The following is a 20,705-nucleotide window of genomic DNA, read 5'->3' as shown; positions in this document are numbered from 1 at the left end:
CCACCCGGCGGCGCGTCGTCGTGACGAGTCGAGGGGAGCCGGGCCGTGCGTGACCGCACCGCTGTCGTCCTCTCCCCCTGCCGGTACGTGGTGATCCTCGTGTCCTCGTCCGCCCGGTGCCCGCTGCGCGGCCGGTACCGGATGCCCGCGACGAACGCCTGAGAGCACCTGAGAGCACCTAGAGCTCCGAGAGCTCCGAGAGCGCCTGAGTTACGTCAACTCCCTTGGCGCACCTTGCCGTTCCCCGCTGTCCCGCAGTCTGACGGGGCAGCAGGTCATGCTCACGTGCGCCTGCATGTCGTCCGGGAATCGCGCTGACCCGCTTCTGTTCCGATTCCGGATCATCCGAAAGGCCAAGTGCCGTGCGCACCGATCTCACCACCCTCACCACCCTCACTGCCATCCGCAACCTCGGCATCCTCGCCCACGTCGACGCGGGGAAGACCACCGTCACCGAGCGGATCCTGTACGCCACCGGGACCACTCACAAGCGCGGCGAGGTCCACGACGGCACCACCGTCACCGACTTCGACCCCCAGGAACGTGATCGCGGGATCACCATCTTCGCGGCGGCGGTCAGCTGTGCCTGGGACGGTCACCGCATCAACCTCATCGACACCCCGGGGCACGTCGACTTCGCCGACGAGGTGGAGCGTTCGCTGCGCGTCCTCGACGGGGCGGTCGCGGTGTTCGACGCCGTGGCCGGGGTCGAACCGCAGAGCGAGTCGGTATGGCGGCAGGCCGACCGGCACGGCGTACCGAGAATCGCCTTCGTCAACAAGCTGGACCGGGCAGGGGCAGACCTCGACACGGCCGTGGCGTCGATCCGGGAACGGCTGCATCCGGCGCCGCTGGTCGTGCAGTTGCCCATCGGGGCGGAGGACGGCTTCCGCGGTGTCGTGGACCTCGTACGGATGCGCGCGCTGGTGTGGGCCGACGGCGCCGAGACGGCCGTGGAAGAGCAGGTGCCGGACGAACTGCGGGAGGAGGCGCACCGGCGTCGACGGCTCCTGGAGGAGGCGGTGGCCGAACTGCATGCCGGCGCACTGGACGAGTTCTGCGCGCGGTCGGCGCTCTCGCCGGAGACCCTCGTCACCGCCCTGCGCGACCTGACCGGCAGCGGCGACGGCGTGGTCGTGCTGTGCGGCTCGGCCTACCGCAACCGCGGGATCGAGCCGTTGCTCGACGCGGTCGTGGCGTATCTGCCGTCGCCCCTCGACGTACCGGCCGTACGCGGCCTGCGCGACGGGGTGGAGGAGGACCGGCCCGCGGACCCGTCGGCGCCGTTCGCGGCGCTGGCGTTCAAGGTGAGTGCCACCTCGACCGGCAGGCTCACCTACCTGCGCGTGTACTCGGGAACGATCGAGAAGGGAGACACGGTGTTCGACGCGGGCGCGCGGCGCGGTGAGCGGATCGGGCGGATCCTACGGGTCCAGGCCGACCGCCACGCCCAGGTGGACCGGGCGGTCGCCGGGGACATCGTGGCCGTGGTCGGCCTGAAGTCGGCTCGCCCGGGTTCCACTCTCTGCGCACCGGACGCCCCACTCGTCCTCGAACCGCCGAGCGTGGCCGACCCGGTGGTGTCCGTGGCGGTCGAAACCCGCAGGTCCACCGACACCGACCGGCTGGCCTCCGCGCTGGCCCGGCTGGCCGAGGAGGACCCGTCGCTGGTCGTGCGGACCGACGCCGAGACCGGGCAGACGGTGCTGTCCGGCATGGGCGAACTGCACCTGGAGGTCGCGGTGGAGAAGATCCGGCGGGAGGCCGGGCTGGACGTCAACGTCGGCCGCCCCCGAGTCTCCTACCGCGAGACGGTCGGCCGCGGGGTGTCCGGCTTCGTCTTCCGACACGTCAAACAGGACGGCGGGGCGGGGCAGTTCGCGCACGTGATCCTCGACGTGGAGCCGCTGGAAACGGAGGCGGGCTTCGAGTTCCGCTCGACCGTCGTCGGCGGTCGCGTGCCGCAGGAGTACGTACGCGCCGTGGAGGCCGGCTGCCGGGACGCCCTCGCCGAGGGCCCGCTCGGCGGCCACCCGGTGACCGGGCTGCGCGTCACCCTCACCGACGGCTCGACCCACGTGAAGGACTCCTCCGACACGGCCTTCCGCACGGCCGGCCGACTCGGTCTCCGGGACGCCCTGCGCACCTGCGCGATGGTCCTGCTGGAGCCGGTCGTCGAGGTCACGGTGACCGTGCCCGAGGACGCCGTCGGCACCGTCCTCGGCGACCTGGCGGCGCGCCGCGGCCGCGTGTCGGGCTCGGCCACGCGCGCGGGGTCGGTGATCGTGACGGCGACGGTGCCGCTGGCCGAACTGTTCGGCTATGCGACGCGGTTGCGGAGCCGGACGCAAGGGCGGGGGACGTTCACGGCCCGGCCGGTGGGGTATGCGACGGCGCCGGTGGCTGCCGCACCGCGGTAGCGCAGCAGGGCCCGTCCCTTCCGGGGGAAAGTGCCCTCCGCCGTCCACAAACGGCCCCTCCCCGCACGCGGGAGGGGCCGTCCCCGGCGGCAGCGTCACGGTGCCTTCGCACGGAAACCACAGCACCGCCGTCCCTCAGGACGGCCAGTCGCCCGCCTTCTGGCTGCTACTCGGCCGACGTGTCCAGTGGGCCTACGACCACCACCAGTACGCCAGCCTCAACCTCCCCCTGGGCGACCAGAGTTCTCTGCCGGTCGCTGTGAACGACCCTCTCGGCGCCCCTGATCGCCAGAGGTGAGACGGGTGTCACCACTGGTGGATATGGTGTTTCGCAGAGGACTCGCAAGTTGGGGGCAACATGGGGCTGGCAAACGAGAAGATCATCTCCCAGGTGGAGGACCTGCTGCTCGGCAGGGTGGTCATTCCCTCGATCCAGCGTGACTTCGTCTGGATGCGGCCCGACGTACGCGATCTCTTCGACTCCCTCTACCGCGGCTACCCCGTCGGTGCTCTGCTGCTGTGGAAGACCAATCTGACGGTGCCCTTCAAGACGGCTGCCGTCGTCCAGACCGCCAAGTCGGCGCATCAGCCTCTCTATCTGTTGGATGGTCAGCAACGGTTGACGTCCCTCGCGTGGGTGTACAAGCCGGAGTCCAAGGCCGACGGCCGTCACATCGACCTTCGTTTCGACGTCCGTGCGGAGGAGTTCGTCAACCCGAGCGCGGTCCAGGGCAAGGACCCGCTCCTCATCCCCGTGTCGACACTCCTTCAGGAGAACGTCCAGTTCTACCAAGTCCTTCACAAGGCCGGTGTGCCGTTCGACGATCCGGACTTCGACGCGTGGACGCAGCGACTGCAGAAGGTGAACAACATCCGGCATCACCAGATCGCCGTCATCACCTACGAGTCCGACGACTACGAGGAGGTCGCCGAACTCTTCGCAAGGCTGAACAAGGGCGGCCGGCGGCTGTCCAAGGGTGATCTCGTGTACAGCGCCATCGCCGCCCGGTGGTCGGACGGCCTTGACACCATGGATGCCTTCCACCGGGAGCTGCAGGACAGCAACTTCGCCCTGAACAGGGAAGCCGTCCTGCGTCTCATGAGCCTACTGGCGGGAACCGGTGCCCATCACATCAAGCTCATCGGGGCGGATGTGGACGAAGCGGCGCTGAAGGAAGCCTGGCAGGCCACCGAGAGGGCTCTCCGCTTCGCTGTCGACTTCCTGAAGGGTGAGTGCTCGATCCCGCGGTCGGAGGTCCTGTCGTCGCCGAACGTCACCATCGTGCCCGCCCTGCTGCTCCATCACCGGGACGGCAAACTGCGCCCGGGGGAGCACCAGTTGCTGCGCCGCTGGGTGTACACGGCCATGGCGTTCAGCCACTACTCGCTGCAGGTCGAGGGCAAACTCGACGCGGAGGCCAGGCTGATCAAGGCACGGCAGGGAGAGGACCTGTTCACGGAGCTGATCCGCCGGGCCTCCGGTACCCGGTCGGTGGACAGCGCCCTGCATCCCAGGGACCTGGAGCAGAAGTACTCCACGCATGCCTTCTTCAAGTTGCTCTACATCGCCGCGTTGCGGGGGACGGCGCGGGACTGGGCGACCAACATCGCCATCAGCGACCAGCCGATGAACAGCAGTGCCAAGATCGAGTACCACCACGTGTTCCCGCGAGCCCGAGTCCAGGGGGCGTACGCGAAGGAGGAGTGGAACAGCCTTGCCAACCTGGCCTTCGTCACCGGTCAGACCAACAAGATGATCTCCTCCAGGCTGCCCGTCGACTACATGGCGGGCATCGCGCCGGAGCGCCTCGCCGAGCAGTGGATCCCCGGTGATCCGGAGCTGCGGTCCCTGGAACGGTTCCCCGACTTCCTGGCGGCACGCAGGCGCATGCTGGCCAACGTCCTCAACGAGCTGCTGGGACTTCCCGCCTACACAGGGCAGCCCACCCACCAGGACGCCGACGAGCTCCCTGCCGACGAGGAGGTGATCGCGGAGGATCCGGCCGCACCTCAGCTCGTCGGAGCGGAACTCCAAGACCTCCGCACGGAGCAGGGCGTCGAGATCCACACGCTCTACGAAGGCCGGCGTATCAACGCCTACTACGACCCTTCGTCCCGTACCGTGACGATCCCCTCCGGCCCCGGCCGCGGCGAATACGACACTCCCAGCGGGGCGGCAGTCGCCGTAGTGCATGCCCTCAACCCGCACGTCAACCCGAATCGCAACGGCTGGTCGTTCTGGACCGTCACCACTACAGGGCAGCTCCTGCAGAGCATCCGGTAGCGGACGGAGCGCTGCCTTACACGCCTGCTTCCACCAGGAAGGAGCTTGGGGTCACCGGACCAGGAGACGTACACGCTGTCCGCGGTGCGAGCGTCCCGGAGGCACGCTGTTGGGGGCCTGGCCGACACCGTCGCCGCAATCCTCGGCTGTAGCCGCGAGGATCTGGTTCGTCTACTCGACGCGACCGGCGTCGAGTAGACCGTGCATACCTGCGGGTGCGTCAGTTCAGCAGTCCCTGAACTCCGGCGACTGATTCAACACCTGCGACCGCATCGAAGTGAACCGCGCATACGTCTCCCCACCCCGCGCCTCCGTCCGGAACGCCGCCACCCGGTGGCAGTTCTGGAAGGCCAGGGTCACGCCGAAGTGGCGCTCCAGGCTGGTGCGGATCGCGTCGCTGGCGAGGGCGCGCAGGAGTTGGCCGCGTTCCTGCTCCGACGGGGGAGGGGTCTGGTTGTCGGTGAACTCGGCTGTGCCGTCGCGCAGTTCGGTGGCGAGGGAGGCGATCAGGTCGTAGGCGTACGGCAGCGAGGTGCGGACCGTGTCCACGAAGTCCTGCTCGCGGATGTCGCCGCTTTCGGCTTCGGCGAGGAGCTTCGGGGAGACGTCGAGAGACATGAAGGTGTTGGTCCTGTCTGTGCGTTGAGGGGGCTGGGGTAAGGAGGGCGGGTGGTCAGGCCGGCGCGGCCGGCCCCGGTACGAACTCCGGGTCCACCTGCGAAGCCACGTCATGGCCCGTCCGGTCGTCCGCCCACGCCCGCGCGTTGCGCAGGTGGAACTCGACGGCGTGGCGGTGGATCGTGGGCCAGTCCTTGGGGTGGGCGTCGACCGCCTCGCGCAGGATGTTGAGGGCGTGGACGTTGTGGGACTCCAACTCGCCCTGTTCCCTGCCCTGTTCGGCCGCGCGTACCCAGGAGGAGTGGACCAGGTGGGTGAGGAGGTCGTCGCCGACCTCTTCCTTGAGAAAGAGGAGGTCGTCCTCGCCTGTCACCTTGTTGCCGATGACCGCGATGCGGATGCCGAACTCCCTGGCGTGGTCCCGGTACTGGCGGTACACCGAGACGCCCTTGCGCGTGGGCTCCGCGACCAGGAACGTCATGTCGAAGCGGGTGAACAGGCCCGACGCGAAGGCGTCCGCGCCCGCCGTCATGTCGACCACCACGTACTCGCCGGGGCCGTCGACCAGGTGGCCCAGGTAGAGCTCGACCGCGCCGAGCTTGGAGTGGTAGCAGGCCACGCCCAGGTCGCTCTCGTCGAACTCGCCCGTCACCATCACCGGCACGTCCCCCACGCGCCGGACGTGCCGCGCGTGCAGTTCGTCGTCGCCGAGCAGGGTCAGGAGGCGGGAGCCTCTGCCGGGCGGGGTGGTCTTGATCATGGCGTCGGCGGACGGGATGCGCGGGTTGGTGCCGCGCAGGAACTCCTTGATGTCCCTCAGGTGGGCGCCGAGGGGCGGGGCGTCCAGGGGGGCCTTCCCGTCGTGGCCCAGTGCCTCGGCGAGGTGCTGGTTGATGTCGCCGTCGATGGCCAGCACGGGTGCGCCGGCGCGGGCGAGGTGGCGGGAGAACAGTGCCGACAGAGTCGTCTTGCCGCTGCCGCCCTTGCCGACGAATGCGATACGCATCAGCAGCAGCCCGCTTTCACGGCCGGGGCAGCCGGGGCGGTCAGGGCAGCCTTCGTGGCCAGGGCAGCCTTCAGGGTACCCTTGTTGAAAATGGATGTCATGTGGCTAGGTTGTCGGCGGCTCGCGATCAGTGTCAAATCGCCAGACCTGTAAGGGGGTTGGGTGTGCGGCAGGGGTTGCCGTGATCAGCTCCCGTCCTTAATGCATATGATGTGCAAGTGCACGACTACAGCATCAGGGCGGCGGGCCCGGACGACCTCGACGGTGCGCGAGCCCTGATGCTCGACACCGTCTACCGCGACTTCGGCACCGGCTATGTGCCCCGCTGGCACACGGACATCATCGACCCGGCCGCCGCCTACGTCGCCCCGGCCCGCCACACCCTCCTCGTCGCGCTCGACCCGCGCGACAACGGTGTCGTGGCCACCGCCGCCCTCGACTCCCGCGGCCCGGCCCACCCGCCGAACCCGCGCCACCTCGCCGAGCGCTACCCCTGCGGCGAGACCGCCCAGCTGCGCCGCGTCTACGTCCGCCCCGAGCACCGCAGGCGCGGACTGGCCCGGCGGCTGGTCGACGAGTTGCTCGCCTTCGCGGCGGCGGACGGCGGGTACCGGTCCGTCTATCTGCACACCGACCCGAACGTGCCCGGTGCCGAGGCCTTCTGGCGCTCGCGCGGCAAGGTCGTGCACGACGAACGCGTGGATTCCGACGGCGCCTTCGGCGTCGTCCACTTCGAGATACCGATGGAGCGATAGAACGTGGGACAGAATGTGCGACAGAACGTGCGGCGCCCACTCCGCCCGCTCCTCGCCCTCGTGCTGGCCCCGGTCCTCGCGGGCTGCTTCGCCTCCGGCGGCGGCACCGACGCCGCGGGCGACGCCCAGGACGGCTCCCGCCTCCGCGTCGCCCTCGCCTTCCCGCCCGCCGAGAACCTCTCGCCGTACGGCGCCGACTCCACCATCCTCAGCCGCCTCGGCGTCACCGAGGGCCTGACCGCCCTGGACGCCAACGGTGCCGCGGCTCCCGCCCTCGCCGCCTCCTGGCAGCAGGAGAACGACCGCACCTGGCTGTTCACCCTGCGTGAGGCCACCTTCCAGGACGGTTCCGCCGTCACCCCGGCCGCGGTCGCCACCGCCCTCACCCACGCCGCGTCGGCCAAGCCCGTCCCGGCCGCCCTCTCCGGCGTCACCCTCACCGCGAAGGCCGAGGGCAGCACCGGCGTACGGATCACCACCGAGGACCCCGACCCCGTCCTGCCGCTGCGCCTGTCCAGTCCGGCCCTCGCCGTCTTCTCCGGCAAGGCGTACGGCACGGGGGACAAGGTCGACCCGGTCGGCACCGCCACCGGGCCCTTCGAACTCACCAAGGTCATGGGCGCCACCGCCGCCACCCTCGACCGCTACGACGACTACTGGGGCGGCCGCGCCCAGGCCACCGGCATCGACGTCAAGTTCGTCGCCGACGGCACCGCCCGCGCCGGCGCCCTCCGTACGAACCAGGTCGACCTCGCCGAGGCGATCCCCGTCGCCCAGGCCGCAACCCTCGACAAGGCCACCCGCGAGGCGACCGCCACGACCCGCACCACGAGCCTGCTCCTCAACACCGAGAAGGGCGCCTTCAAGGACGCCGCGCTCCGGGCCGCCGCCCGGCAGGCCGTCGACACCTCCGCGTTCGCCAAGGGTGTCTATGAGGGGTACGCCGACGCCGGCGTCGGCGTCTACGGGCCCGCCGTGACCTGGGCCGCCGGCAAGCGCACCGAGCCGGTCGGGCGTACGGCACCCGAGAAGCCCGAAAGGACTCGTATCACGCTCGCCACCTACGACAACCGGCCCGAACTCCCGGAAGTCGCCCAGGTGCTGAAGCAGCAGCTGGAGAAGGCCGGGTTCGAGGTCGCGCTGGAGGTGCGCGAGTACTCACGGCTGGAGAGCGACGCGCTGGACGGCAGGTTCGACGCCTTCGTCCTCGCCCGCAACACCCTCGTCGACACCGGCGACCCCGTCTCCGTCCTGGCCAGCGACTACACCTGCGACGGCGGCTACAACATCGCCCAGCTGTGCGACAAGGACGTCGACCGGGCCGTGGCCAAGGCCGAGGACACCGCCGACACCGCCGAGCGGCAGGACGCGGCGATGGCCGCCGAGGCCCGGATCCTCGGCACGGACGCCGTCGTACCGCTGGTCCACCAGCGCATCATCACCGGCGTCGGGACCGACGTCCGTGGCGCGCTCCTCGACCCGTACGAGCGCACCCTCGTCGACACCGGCACCCGGCGCTGACCCATGCGGCAGCGCACGGCCACGTTCCTGTGGCGGGTCGGGATCGCGGTCGCACTCGTCACCGCCATCGGCGTACTGCCCTGGCTCTCGCACACGGACCCGGCCCTCACCGTGCTCAAGGTCCGCTCGGCGGACCGCGACCCCACCCCCGAGGTGCTCGCGGACATCCGAGCCCAACTCGGCCTGGACAACGGCCCCTTCCACCTCCTCGGTGACTGGCTGGGCGGGCTGTGGCACGGGGACTCCGGCCGTTCGTGGATCTCCGGCAGCGAGGTCACGCCCGCCGTGCTCCAGGCCCTGGGTGTGTCCCTGCTGCTGATGGCGGTGGCCCTCGCGGTCGCCGCCGTCACCGCCGCGCTGATCTGCGCCCGCACCCTGTGGCTCGGCGCACACCGGCGGCTCGACGGGCGGCGCAATCAGAAGGTGTGGCGCGAAGCGCCTCGTTGGAAGGGCGGTGGCGGGCGACGGGCGGGCGGCAGCGGCTCCGCCGTCCTCGCCGCACTGCCCGAGTTCCTCACTGCCTCCGTACTCGCCACCGTCGTAGGCGTCCAACTCGGCTGGCTCCCGGCCCTCGGCTGGTACGGCCCCCAGTGGACGATCCTCCCCGCCCTCGCCCTCGGCCTCCCCGCCGGGGCCGTCCTCGGCCGCCTCCTCGACGACCTGCTGCCCGGCGCCTTCGCCGAGCCCTGGGCCCTGGCCGCCACCGCACGCGGACTTCCCGGCCGCACCGTCGCCCGCCAGGCCCTGCGCCGCTGCCTGCCCGGACTGCTGCCCAACACCGGCCTGTTCGTCGTAGGACTGACCGGCGGATCGGTCACCGTCGAGCAGATCTTCGATATCCCCGGCCTGGGCCGCACCACCCTCCAGGCCGCCCTCGCCCAGGACCTGCCCGTCCTCCAGGCCGGCACGCTCGCCCTCATCCTGCTCGCCGCGGTGGCCGCCGGACTGGCCCGCCTCCTCGCCCGCCTGCTGATCGGCCCGGCCCTGCGCGACGGCGCACTGCCGTCCCTGCACCGGCCGTCGCCGCCCGCCGGCAGGATCCTGCCGTTCGCCTACGGCGGCCTGCTGGTCGCCGTCATCGCCCTCGGCCTGCCCCGAGACCCGCTGGCCCTCGACACCGCCGAGCGACTCGCCGCCCCCTCCCCGGCGCACCCGTTCGGCACCGACGCCCTCGGCCGGGACGTGCTCGCCCGCGTCGCCCACGGCGCCCTCGACACCCTGCTGCTCGCCCTCGCGATCACCGCCGCCACCCTGCTCACCGGAGTGCTGCTCGGCCTGCTGCCCCGGCTGTCCGGCCCGCTCGTCGACACCGTCACCGCGCTGCCGCCGGTCCTCGTCGCCCTGCTCGTCACCGCGGTCGTCGGCAGCGGAACCGCCACGCCCGCGCTCGCCGTGGCCGCCGTCGCCTGGGCGCCGCTCGCCGCCCACACCTCCGCGCTGCTCCGGCAGGAACGCGCCGCCCTCCACCTGACCGCCACCCGCGCGCTGGGCGCCGGCCCCTGGTACCTCCTGCGTCACGAACTCCTCCCCGCCGTCGTACCCCCCGTCACCCGCCACGCCCTGCTCCGCCTGCCGGGCATCGCCCTCGCGCTCGCCTCCCTGGCTTTCCTCGGCCTGGGTGCCCAGCCACCCTCCCCGGAATGGGGCCTGCTCCTGGCCGAGAACCAGCCGTACGCCGAGCGCGCCCCCTGGGCGGTCCTCGCCCCCGCCGTCGTACTCGCCCTGCTGGGCGCGCTGGCGGTGACGGCGGCCGGTGGCGTGCGGTGGGGGCGGCGACGACGCCGTGAGGCCGAACCCATCCTGCCCATGCCCGAACAGCCGTCAGCCTCCAGGGAGTTGGTGAAGACCGGATGACCTCGCTACTGTCGCGCGACCTCCGCAAGACACCGGACCGCCCCCGCCTCTCCCCCCTCCTCCGCCTGCTCATCCTCACCCAACTCGCCTTCAACATCGGCTTCTTCGCCGTGCTGCCCTTCCTCTCCGAGCACCTGGGACAGGCCGTCGGCATGGCGGGCTGGCTGGTCGGGTTCGTGCTGGGGCTGCGGACCTTCAGCCAGCAGGGGCTGTTCGTGGTGGGCGGGGCGTTGGCCGACCGGTACGGCATCCGGCCGGTCGTGCTCACGGGCTGCGTGCTGCGGATCGCCGGGTTCGCGTGGCTCGGGTACGCGCGGGAGACCTGGGCGGTCATCGGTGCCGTGCTGCTGATCGGGTTCGCCGCCGCGCTGTTCTCACCCGCCGTGGAGTCCGAGGTCGCCCGGCAGGCCGTGGTGTGGGAGGAGTCGGGCGGCGGCTCCCGTACCCGCGTCCTCGCGCTGCTGACGGTGGCCGGACAGGCGGGCGCCTTCGTCGGACCATTGCTGGGCGCGCTGCTGCTGTCGGTGGACTTCCGTACGGTCTGCCTCGCCGGCGCCGGAATCTTCGTACTCGTCCTCGCCGGGCACGCGTGGCTGCTGCCGCAGCACATACCCGGGCGAGGGGGCGTCCGGTTCCGCGGCGGCATGGGGAAGCTGCTGCGCAACCGGCGCTTCCTCGCCCTGTGCTGCGCGTACGGCGCCTACCTGCTCGCCTACAACCAGCTCTACCTCGCCCTCCCCGACGAGGTGGAGCGCGTCACGGGCTCCCAGGCCGCGCTGGCCTGGCTGTTCGCCCTGTCCTCGCTGCTGGTGGTGGTCGCCCAGCTGCCGGTCACCCGCTGGGTGGGGGAGCGGCTCACCCTGCGCCGGTCCATGGTGGTCGGACTGCTGCTGATCTCAACGGGGTTCGCGGTCGTGGCCGCGGCCCGGCCCGCCGACTGGACGGGCACGGCAGGGCTATTGCCCGCGGCCGGCTTCGTCGTCCTGCTCACCCTAGGCCAGATGCTCGTCGCGCCGGTCGCCCGCGCCTGGGTCCCCGACCTCGCCGAGGAGGGCCGACTCGGCCTCTACACCGGGGCGTTGTCGTCGGTCTCGGGCCTGATCGTCCTGGTCGGCAGCTCGGCGACGGGCACGCTGCTCGACACGGGTCTGCCGGCCGCTGTGCCCTGGCTGGTACTGGCGGCCGTACCGGTCGCGGCGATCGGGTTGTTGCCGCGCCGGTAGGGTCCACGGCATGGACGTTCAGGTGGAGATCGCCAGGGAGACGAGCGCGGAACTCGTGGCCGACTTCGGTCGGCTGCTGCCACAGCTGTCCCGGACCGCCAAGCCTCTCGATCTCGCGGCGGTCGACCGGATCGTGCGGTGCGACGCGAACACCGTGCTCGTCGCACGGGCGGACGGTGAGATCGTCGGCACCCTGACCCTCGTACTGCTTCCCGTGCCCTCGGGGCTGCGCGCCCGGATCGAGGACGTGGTCGTCGACAGTGCCGCGCGCGGTCACGGAGTCGCCGGGCTGCTGCTGGACGAGGCGGTCCGACTGGCCCGGGAGGCGGGGGCGCGGACCGTCGACCTCACGTCGCGGCCGGACCGTGCCGCGGCCAACCGGCTGTACGAACGCGTGGGGTTCGAGGCGAGGGAGTCGACGGTGTACCGGATGCGGCTCGACGGCTGACTGGTCGGTGGGCCCGGGGCCTCAGGCCATGACGGGCACCGCGACAGCGCAGCGGAGCAGCCGGGTTGGCCCGCAGTCCCGTACGACGGTGAGGGGACGCGTCGGGGGGTGTCCGCCCGCAGAGTCCGGTGTCAAGAAACAGCACCTCCTGGCAGTACGCCAGCCACCGGACCGAGGACGGACACCCCCCCGACGGTCCCCGCCCCACAACGAACCCGGGCGCTACGCGCACCCCCACCACTCCCGTACAGGCCGCCGCAGGCATAGACGCGCACCCCCAACCACCCCTCGACGACTGACCGCTCAGGACGCCACCAGCTCCCGTACCTCCGCCACGGGAACCTGCTCCACCCGCGACGTCCGCCACAGCCACAGGATGTCCCGGCCGAACGACCAGACGAGCGCCGCCAGAGCTGTCGCGGCGACCGCGAACGTCGCCATGTAGGGGAGGAGCCCGGACGCGGCCAGCAGCAGGAACACGCCCTGCATGGCGGCGACCGTCTTGCGGGCCGTGCTCGGCGGGAGCGGGGCGTTCAGCCAGGGCCAGACGCGGGCGGCGGCGACGAAGCCGTAGCGCATGGCGCCGATGAAAAGGACCCACGGCCCCAGCGACATCGAGACGTACACGCTCAACACCAGGATCAGGAACGCGTCCACCTCCATGTCGAAGCGCGCGCCCAGCGCCGTCGACGTCCCGGTGCGGCGGGCCACCTTGCCGTCCACGCCGTCGAGGATCAGGGCGACCGCCGTCAGGCCCACGAACAACGTCACCGGCGGTGAACTCTCGAAGGAGTCCGCCACCAGCGCCGTGACGCCGCCCACCAGCGTCGCGCGGCCGAGGGTGACCCGGTTCGCCGGGCCGAAGGAGCGCAGCCTGGACCGGTGCAGGGCCAGCGAGAGCAGCGCCCAGGAGGCGATGGCGAAGACGAGGCCGGTCAGCCAGCCCGCCGGCCCCAGGCCGATCGCCGAACCGAGCAGGGCCAGCAACAGGATCTGCACGCCCGCTCCCACCGCGGTCTCCTGCTGGACCAGCCTTGCTTCGTACGTGTTGTTCAGGGCCACCGCACATTCCTCCGGCCGGATGACAGAGTCGATCAAGGCCGCGTACTGTGCGCGACCTGTGCACACCTCGGTACGTGAACAGCTTCCCGATCGTTCAGGAGGATCCCGATGAACCGCACCGCACGTGCGTTCTGGCTCAGCTCTCCGGGTGAAGGAGAGATCCGGGAGGTCACCCTGCCGGAACCGGGCGAGGGCGACGTCCTGGTGCGGTCGCTGTACTCCGGAGTCAGCCGGGGCACGGAGACACTCGTGTTCCGGGGCGGGGTCCCCGAGAGCCAGTACGCGGCCATGCGGGCCCCGTTCCAGGAGGGCGAGTTCCCCGCCCCCGTGAAGTACGGCTACCTGAGTGTCGGGGTGGTGGAGGAGGGACCCGACGAACTCCTCGGCCGCACCGTCTTCTGTCTGCATCCGCATCAGACCCGGTACGTCGTCCCCGCGAGCGCGGTGACCGTCGTACCGGACACCGTGCCCGCCGAACGGGCCGTCCTCGCCGGCACCGTCGAGACGGCCGTCAACGCGCTCTGGGACGCGGCGCCCCTGATCGGCGACCGGATCGCCGTGGTCGGCGGCGGCATGGTCGGCTGCTCGGTGGCCGCCCTGCTGGCCCGCTTCCCGGGCGTACGGCTCCAGTTGGTCGACGCCGACCCCGGCCGGGCGAAGGTCGCCGAGGCTCTCGGCATCGACTTCGCCACGCCCGACGACGCGCTCGGCGAGTGCGACCTGGTCGTCCACGCCAGCGCCACCGAGCAGGGCCTCGCCCGGTCCCTCGAACTGCTCACCGCCGAGGGCACGGTCCTCGAACTCAGCTGGTACGGCGACCGGCAGATCAGCCTCCCGCTCGGCGAGGCCTTCCACTCCCGGCGGCTCGTCATCCGCAGCAGCCAGGTCGGCACCGTCTCCCCGGCCCGCCGCGCCAGCCGCACCTACGCCGACCGGCTCGCCCTCGCCCTCGACCTGCTCGCCGACCCCGCCCTCGACGCGCTCGTCACCGGGGAGAGCGGGTTCGAGGAACTGCCCGAGGTCATGCCGAGGCTCACCTCCGGGGAGATCCCGGCGCTCTGTCATCGCGTCAGGTACACGGACACGCCCTGACGGACTCGTTCAATTGGGGACGACAAGAGCGCCTGACCTGAGAAAAGAGTGAGAGACGGCTGAACAACGGGAAGCGAAGAGCCGTACTACACGGCATCCCCGGCAGCGACGAGCCGGGGACTAGGCGTACCGCACCTGGAGGGTCGTCCGTTGTTCAGCATCACCGTCCGCGATCACATCATGATCGCCCACAGCTTCCGCGGCGACGTCTTCGGGCCCGCGCAGCGCCTGCACGGAGCGACGTTCCTGGTGGACGCCACGTTCCGGCGCGAGCAGCTGGACGACGACAACATCGTCGTCGACATCGGACTGGCCACGCGGGAACTGGGCGCCGTCGTCGGCGAGCTCAACTACAGGAACCTGGACCACGAACCCGACTTCGCCGGGATCAACACCTCCACCGAGTTCCTGGCCAAGGTCATCGCAGACCGGCTCGCCGAGCGGATCGAGAAGGGCGCGCTGGGCGAGGGCGCGAAGGGTCTCGCAGGGCTCACCGTCACCCTGCACGAGTCGCATGTCGCGTGGGCGAGTTACGAGCGTGCGCTGTGACCGACATGACCGTGGACCGCACCGACGTGGTGGTGGACCGCACCGATGCGGTGGTGAGCCGCACCGATGCGGTGGTGAGCCGCACCGACGCGGTGGTGAGCCGCACCGATGCGGTGGTGAGCCGCACCGACGCGGTGGTGAGCCGGACCGACGTGACCGTGAACGGTGCGCGACTCGGCTACGTGCCCATGCAGCACTCCGTTCTGAAGAATGCCGACATCATCCGCATGTCCCTGCGCTCCGTGCACTTCGTCATGCCGGGCGGTGTCGACAACCCGGCCGCGCCGAGCGGCGGCAACGCCTACGACCGGCGGGTGAGTCTGGATCTGCCCGGCTTCGGCTGGCAGGTCCACAAGCACGCGGTGGACGGGAGCTGGCCCAGCCCCGGGGCCGCGGCCCGTGCGGAACTCGCCCGCACGCTGCGGGAGTTCCCGGACGGCACGGTCGTCCTCCTCGACGGGCTGGTCGCCTGCGGCGTGCCCGAGATCATCGTCCCGGAGGCGGAGCGGCTGCGCCTCGCGGTCCTCGTCCACCTGCCGCTCGGTGACGAGACGGGGCTCGCCCCCGCCGTCGCCACGGAGCTGGACGCCCTCGAACGGACCGTGCTGCGGGCCGTCCCCGCGGTCATCGCCACCAGCGACTGGGCGGTCCGCCGCCTCGTCGCCCACCACGGCCTCGCCCCCGAGCGGGTCCATGTCGCCGCCCCCGGCGCCGACATCGCGCCCCTCGCCTCCGGCACGGACGGCATGTCCCGGCTGCTGTGCGTGGCCGCCGTGACGCCGCGCAAGGGACAGCACCGGCTGGTGGAGGCGCTGGCGGCGGTGACCGACCTGCCGTGGAGCTGTGTGTGCGTGGGCGGGCTGAACCAGGATTCCGAGTACGTGGCCGGGCTGCGGTCCCTGATAGCGCGGCACGGCCTGGAGGACCGACTGATCCTGGCGGGCCCGCAGGCCGGCGCCGAACTCGACGCCAGCTACAACGCCGCCGACCTCATGGTGCTCACCTCCTACGCCGAGACGTACGGCATGGCGGTGACCGAAGCGCTCGCACGCGGTATCCCCGTGCTCGCCACGGACGTCGGCGGACTGCCGGAGGCGGTCGGCCGGGCGCCCGACGGAGGCGTCCCCGGCATCCTCGTCCCGCCGGAGAACCCCGCCGCGATCGCCGCCGAGCTGCGCGGCTGGTTCGGCGAGGCGGACGTACGACGCCGACTGAAGGCGGCGGCCCGGGGACGCCGGGCCGCCCTGAACGGCTGGGCCGGCACGGCCCGCAGCCTGGCCGCGGTTCTGGGCCGACTGCCGAACGAACCCCGGAGGGTGGCATGAGGAAGACGGCAACGACACCGAGCGGGGGGACGATTCCGGCACAGCCGGGACCCAGGGACGCGACGGAATCCTCGTCGTCGACGGCTGCCGCCCGGGAGCCCGGTATGCAGCGCGGGATCGTTTCGGCGGAGGGTGACATGGGCGGAATGTCCGTATCGGAGGCCGCTGACGCGGACGCCGTGATTCTCGGGGCCGGGCCGAGCTTCCGGCCCGGGGAGCGCGCCACCGTACGCCTGCGGGACGCCGGTCCCGACGACCCGCCCCGCTACGCCCCCGAGTGGCTGGAGCTGCGCGAAGGCGCCGACGCCGCCGCGCGGGCGCACGACCTGCTCGATCCGCTGCGGATCCGGCTGGCCAACCTGCCGGGACGGGCCGGACTGGTCATCCACGACGTGGGCTGCGGCACCGGCTCCATGGGCCGTTGGCTCGCGCCCCACCTCGACGGTTCCCAGCACTGGGTCCTGCACGACCGCGACCCCTACCTCCTGCACTTCGCCGCCGCGGCCTCCCCGCGCTCCTCCGCCGACGGCAGCCGGGTCACGGTCGAGACGCGCCGCGGCGACGTCGGCCGTCTCACCCCGGACGCCCTCGCCGGCGCCTCGCTGGTGACCGCCTCCGCACTGCTCGACGTCCTCACCCGTGAGGAGGTCGACACCCTTGCCGCCGCGTGTGCGGGCGCGGGCTGCCCGGCGCTGCTGACGCTCTCCGTCGCCGGCCGCGTCGAACTCACCCCGTCCGACCCGCTGGACAGCGAGATCGCCGAGGCGTTCAACGCCCACCAGCGGCGCTCGGGGATGCTGGGCCCGGACGCGATCACGGCAGCGGCCGAGGCCTTCTCCGAGTACGGCGCGACCGTCCAGGTGCACCCGAGCCCCTGGCGTCTCGGCCCCGGCGAGTCGGCGCTCACCGCCCAGTGGCTGCGCGGCTGGGTCGGCGCGGCGGTCGAGCAACGCCCCGAACTCCGCGAGCGCGCCGAACGCTACCTGCGCGACCGTCTCGCCGCCTGCGAGGCGGGTGAGCTGCACGTGGTGGTCCACCACAGCGACCTTCTGGCGCTGTGCAGGCCGACGGGCGGAGCGTCATGAGCGTGGAGACGGTGGCGCAGGCGAGCGCCACCCGGCGGGGCGCCGACCCGCGAGAGCGGCGAGTGCGGACATGGGCCGTGAGCACGGTCGCCGCCCGCCGCGAGGCGCCCTCCGCCGCCCGGCTCACCGCCCAGCCCTCCGCACCCCTGGCCCCCGACCCCGTAGCCGTCTCCCCCTGCCGCATCGGCGTCATCGTCGCCGAGCCCCACTCGGAAACACCGGCCCTCGGCGCAGCGCGCCCCCGTACGACCCTGCGCACTGTCCTTTCCCGCCTCAACACCCCTGCCTTCCGTACCCACTTGGGCACGGCCGTCGGCGTCGTCATCCTCGCGGTGCTGTTCTGGCGGCTCGGTACCGGTGTCTTCCTCGACGGGCTGCGGCGGATCGACGGGCCGGCACTGGGCGCGGCGCTCGGCATCGGGCTCGTCACCACCGCGTTCAGCGCGTGGCGTTGGCAGTTGGTGGCCCGAGGCCTGCGGATCCGGCTGCCTCTCGGGCCGGCCGTCGCCGACTACTACCGCGCCCTGTTCCTCAACGCGGCCCTCCCCGGCGGCGTCCTCGGCGATGTGCACCGCGCGGTGCGGCACGGGCAGAGCGCCGGTGACATGGGGCGCGGCGTCCGCACGGTCGTCCTCGAACGGACGGCCGGTCAGGTCGTCCTCGCGGTCGCCGGCGCCGCCGTACTGCTGACCATGCCGTCGCCGGTGCTGAACGAGGCCCGGGACCTCACGCCCGTCCTGCTGTTCGCCGCGGTGGGCGCGCTCGCCGTGGTGGCCGCCGTGCGCATGAACCGTGCGCCCTCCCGCCGTGACCGGACGAACCCGACCGCGCTGCGCACGACGCTCGGCGAGGCCCGCGAGGCCCTGCTGTCCCGCCGTAACGGTCCCGGGGTCGCCGTCTCCTCCGTCGTCGTCCTCGCCGGCCACCTCGCGATGTTCGTGCTCGCCGCGAGGATCGCCGGCTCCGCCGCCTCCGTGGCCGTCCTGGTGCCGCTCGCCGTCCTCGCCCTGCTCGCCATGGGCCTGCCCCTGAACGTCGGCGGCTTCGGCCCTCGGGAGGGCGTCACCGCCTGGGCGTTCGGCGCCGCGGGGCTGGGCGCCGACACCGGGCTGGCCGTCGCCGTCGTGTACGGCGTGCTCAGCTTCGTGGCCGCACTGCCCGGCGTCCTCGTCCTTGTCGCCCGCTGGTACGCCGGCCTGCGCACGGGCTCCGGGACCGCCGCGACCGAGGCGGCCCCGGAACCCGGCCGCTATGCCCTTGCGTCTCCCGTGTCCCGTACGGAATCGTCCGCGGAGGTCAGCAGTGACACATACGCGCCGAAGGAATCCGCGAGGCTCGCCAGCAGCTGCTTCCCCTTTTCCGCGGAAGCAAGCGAAGGACGGCCTATGACACCCGAATCGGTATAGGCGGACATACCGAGGGTGAGCAGATGACGACGGTCGTCGGCCACGAAATCGGAAGTCTCATAACCGGGTCGGATCAATTCGGGATGAGTGTGCAGAAGGATGGAGGTCTCAATTTCCCCCGCGTGCATGTCGGTGAGCAGCGAGGTCTCCACTCCCGCCCGCTCCCGCGCCGCCTCCCAGTCCTCCGCGGCCGGGAACAGCGCCATCCGTTCGCCGCGCGCGGAGGACTCCTGAACGACATTGCCCAGTACGTAGTTTCCGCCGTGCCCGTTGACCAGCACCAGGGCGTCCACGCCCGACCGGCGGAGCGAAGCCGCTATGTCCCGTATCACCGCATGAAGGGTCACTGAGGAGATGCTGACGGTCCCCGGCCAGGCCGCGTGCTCGTGCGAGCAGGAGATCGTCACCGGTGGAAGGAGGTGCACGGGATACGTGGCGGCCATCCCGCGCGCGACGGCGCACGCCACGAGCGTGTCGGTCGCCAGCGGAAGGAACGGACCGTGCTGCTCGAAGCTTCCGACGGGCAGGACCGCGACCTGTCGTGAAACGCCCGCGCATCGCGTCCGTACGTCTTCGGTGGTGTCCGCCGGCACCAGCGAGTGTGCCGTCGGCCGCGTCTCCGAACCACTCATCTTTTCCCGGCCTTTCGTCTCTGCTTAGGAACTGAAGAATCATGACAGAAAAAATTGGTGTGCTCGGCAAGAAGTCCGCACAGCGGACGCAGCGTTCCGGCGTGGAACGCGTGGTGAATGCCCCCCTGCCCACCGTGTACGGGGAATTCCGGGCGATCGGTTACCTCGACCACGATCGCGGTGACGAGCAAGTGGCCCTCGTCTACGGTGAGATAGGCACGGACGACGTGCTCACCCGGCTGCACTCCGAGTGCCTGACCGGTGACGCGTTCGGCTCGCAGCACTGCGAGTGCGGCGACCAACTGGCCTCCGCGCTGCGCGCGGTCGTCGCCGAAGGGAGCGGCATCGTCGTCTACTTGCGGGGCCACGAGGGCCGGGGCATCGGTCTGCTCGCCAAGCTGCGGGCGATGGCGCTGCAGGCGGAGGGCCTGGACACCGTCGAGGCCAACCTCGCGCTCGGCCTGCCGGTGGACGCCCGCGACTACGGGGTCGCCGCCGAGATCCTGCACGACCTGGGCGTGGACAGCGTCCGCCTGATGTCGAACAACCCGCGCAAGCGCGAGGCGTTGCTGCGGCACGGCATCCAGGTGGCCGAGACGGTCCCGCTGCTGATCCCGCCGTGCGAGAACAACATCACCTACCTGCGCACCAAGCGGGAGCGCCTCGACCACCACCTGCCCCATCTGGACGCGGTCGCGCACCTGTCCTGACGAGGCGCTCCGCTGGGTTGTGCCGCGATGAGAAACTGCCGCGATGTGCCGCGGTCGTCTGCGGCTCCGTCGTGGCTGGTCGCGCCCACGCGGCGGAGCCGCATATCGATACAGCCCCGCGCCCCTTCGGGGCGCGGTAGAACCGACGCCGACCAGGAAGGTGGGCCTCTGAACACGCATGCGGGTGTCGTCGTCATCGGAGGCGGCGTGATGGGCACCAGCATCGCCTACCATCTCGCCCGCGCCGGAGTCAGAGACGTCGTTCTCGTCGGGCGGGACGAGCTGGCCTCCGGCTCCACCTCGAAGGCGGCCGGCGGGGTGCGGGCGCAGTTCTCCGACGAGGTGAACATCCAGCTGGGGGCGCGGAGTCTGGAGGCGTTCGGCCGGTTCGAGGAGGAGACCGGGTACGACATCGGGCTGCACCGGGTCGGCTATCTGTTCCTGCTCTCCACTGCGGAGGAGGTCGCCGGGTTCGAGGCGAGCGTCCGGCTGCAGAACTCCCTCGGGGTGCCGAGCCGGATGATCGACCCCGCCGAGGGGCTGCTGGCCTCCGGGTCTTGCCGGACGACGGCCACTGCACCGTTCCTTGGGGACTGAACAGGAGCGCCCGATCAGCCGCACGCCCCGAACGGTGTTGGGCGCACTGGTCGTCCGCTTTCGCATCCCGGGCGGCGACACGGATCCTGTCCGTGGTCCGAGCCAGGCGGGCGGAGTC

The 20,705-nt window shown here is 71.6% G+C and carries 16 protein-coding genes and 2 pseudogenes; 14 read left to right on the top strand and 4 right to left on the bottom strand.

Going from position 1 to position 20,705, the window contains the following annotated elements:
• The first annotated feature begins 362 nt into the window (after positions 1 to 362).
• Both fusA and QQM39_RS05260 read left to right on the top strand, forming a co-directional pair.
• Positions 363 to 2,420, top strand: a complete 2,058-nt coding sequence (gene fusA / locus QQM39_RS05265; RefSeq protein ID WP_301995457.1) for an elongation factor G — start codon at positions 363 to 365, stop codon at positions 2,418 to 2,420.
• Positions 2,421 to 2,778: 358 nt separating this feature from the next.
• Positions 2,779 to 4,704 (top strand): DUF262 domain-containing protein, encoded by a 1,926-nt coding sequence (locus QQM39_RS05260; RefSeq protein ID WP_301995456.1) that lies wholly within the window; start codon positions 2,779 to 2,781, stop codon positions 4,702 to 4,704.
• Between the two features lie 225 nt (positions 4,705 to 4,929).
• Here QQM39_RS05260 and QQM39_RS05255 read toward each other — a convergent pair whose 3' ends face one another.
• A complete protein-coding gene (locus QQM39_RS05255; protein ID WP_301995455.1) occupies positions 4,930 to 5,322 on the bottom strand; it encodes an SCO5389 family protein in 393 nt (130 codons plus the stop codon).
• 55 nt (positions 5,323 to 5,377) lie between these two features.
• Positions 5,378 to 6,328, bottom strand: coding sequence for an ATP-binding protein (locus QQM39_RS05250; RefSeq protein WP_301995454.1), 951 nt, complete (start codon positions 6,326 to 6,328; stop codon positions 5,378 to 5,380).
• Between the two features lie 218 nt (positions 6,329 to 6,546).
• On the opposite strand from QQM39_RS05250, the gene QQM39_RS05245 reads away from it, so the two are divergent.
• The 5 genes from QQM39_RS05245 to QQM39_RS05225 are packed head-to-tail and all read left to right on the top strand — an operon-like array spanning position 6,547 to position 12,129.
• Entirely contained in the window at positions 6,547 to 7,083 is a 537-nt protein-coding gene (locus QQM39_RS05245) for a GNAT family N-acetyltransferase (protein ID WP_301995453.1), read from the top strand.
• A 3-nt stretch (positions 7,084 to 7,086) separates the two neighbouring features.
• Entirely contained in the window at positions 7,087 to 8,604 is a 1,518-nt protein-coding gene (locus QQM39_RS05240) for an ABC transporter substrate-binding protein (protein WP_301995452.1), read from the top strand.
• 3 nt (positions 8,605 to 8,607) lie between these two features.
• Complete coding sequence (locus QQM39_RS05235) at positions 8,608 to 10,458, top strand: ABC transporter permease subunit (protein WP_301995451.1); 1,851 nt, start codon at positions 8,608 to 8,610, stop codon at positions 10,456 to 10,458.
• Complete coding sequence (locus QQM39_RS05230; RefSeq protein ID WP_301995450.1) at positions 10,455 to 11,681, top strand: MFS transporter; 1,227 nt, start codon at positions 10,455 to 10,457, stop codon at positions 11,679 to 11,681. The genes QQM39_RS05235 and QQM39_RS05230 overlap by 4 nt, the downstream gene beginning before the upstream one ends.
• A 10-nt stretch (positions 11,682 to 11,691) precedes the next feature.
• Positions 11,692 to 12,129, top strand: coding sequence for a GNAT family N-acetyltransferase (locus tag QQM39_RS05225; protein ID WP_301995449.1), 438 nt, complete (start codon positions 11,692 to 11,694; stop codon positions 12,127 to 12,129).
• Between the two features lie 303 nt (positions 12,130 to 12,432).
• Here the strand turns inward: QQM39_RS05225 and QQM39_RS05220 are convergent, their stop codons facing one another.
• A complete protein-coding gene (locus QQM39_RS05220; RefSeq protein ID WP_301995448.1) occupies positions 12,433 to 13,191 on the bottom strand; it encodes a CDP-alcohol phosphatidyltransferase family protein in 759 nt (252 codons plus the stop codon).
• A 108-nt stretch (positions 13,192 to 13,299) separates the two neighbouring features.
• Here QQM39_RS05220 and QQM39_RS05215 point away from each other — a divergent pair, with 108 nt between their 5' ends.
• From QQM39_RS05215 to QQM39_RS05195, 5 genes and pseudogenes are all read left to right on the top strand, one after another.
• Positions 13,300 to 14,283, top strand: a complete 984-nt coding sequence (locus tag QQM39_RS05215; RefSeq protein ID WP_301995447.1) for a zinc-binding alcohol dehydrogenase — start codon at positions 13,300 to 13,302, stop codon at positions 14,281 to 14,283.
• Between the two features lie 150 nt (positions 14,284 to 14,433).
• Entirely contained in the window at positions 14,434 to 14,832 is a 399-nt protein-coding gene (locus QQM39_RS05210) for a 6-carboxytetrahydropterin synthase (RefSeq protein WP_301995446.1), read from the top strand.
• A gap of 188 nt (positions 14,833 to 15,020) precedes the next feature.
• Positions 15,021 to 16,157, top strand: coding sequence for a glycosyltransferase family 4 protein (locus QQM39_RS05205; RefSeq protein ID WP_302003486.1), 1,137 nt, complete (start codon positions 15,021 to 15,023; stop codon positions 16,155 to 16,157).
• A gap of 146 nt (positions 16,158 to 16,303) precedes the next feature.
• Entirely contained in the window at positions 16,304 to 17,242 is a 939-nt protein-coding gene (locus QQM39_RS05200; RefSeq protein WP_301995445.1) for a hypothetical protein, read from the top strand.
• Positions 17,239 to 18,345 (top strand): annotated as a pseudogene (locus tag QQM39_RS05195) (lysylphosphatidylglycerol synthase transmembrane domain-containing protein); the annotation flags it as partial. The gene QQM39_RS05200 and the pseudogene QQM39_RS05195, both read left to right, overlap by 4 nt.
• Before the next feature lie 146 nt (positions 18,346 to 18,491).
• Here the strand turns inward: QQM39_RS05195 and QQM39_RS05190 are convergent.
• Complete coding sequence (locus QQM39_RS05190; RefSeq protein ID WP_367668906.1) at positions 18,492 to 19,280, bottom strand: creatininase family protein; 789 nt, start codon at positions 19,278 to 19,280, stop codon at positions 18,492 to 18,494.
• 41 nt (positions 19,281 to 19,321) lie between these two features.
• Here QQM39_RS05190 and ribA point away from each other — a divergent pair, with 41 nt between their 5' ends.
• A complete protein-coding gene (ribA, locus tag QQM39_RS05185; protein WP_301995443.1) occupies positions 19,322 to 19,990 on the top strand; it encodes a GTP cyclohydrolase II in 669 nt (222 codons plus the stop codon).
• 168 nt (positions 19,991 to 20,158) lie between these two features.
• A pseudogene (locus tag QQM39_RS05180) lies at positions 20,159 to 20,571 on the top strand (NAD(P)/FAD-dependent oxidoreductase); the annotation flags it as partial.
• Positions 20,572 to 20,705 lie beyond the last annotated feature (134 nt).

This window comes from Streptomyces sp. DT2A-34, assembly GCF_030499515.1.
Classification (GTDB): domain Bacteria; phylum Actinomycetota; class Actinomycetes; order Streptomycetales; family Streptomycetaceae; genus Streptomyces.
This window is presented reverse-complemented; position numbering and strand designations above follow the sequence as displayed.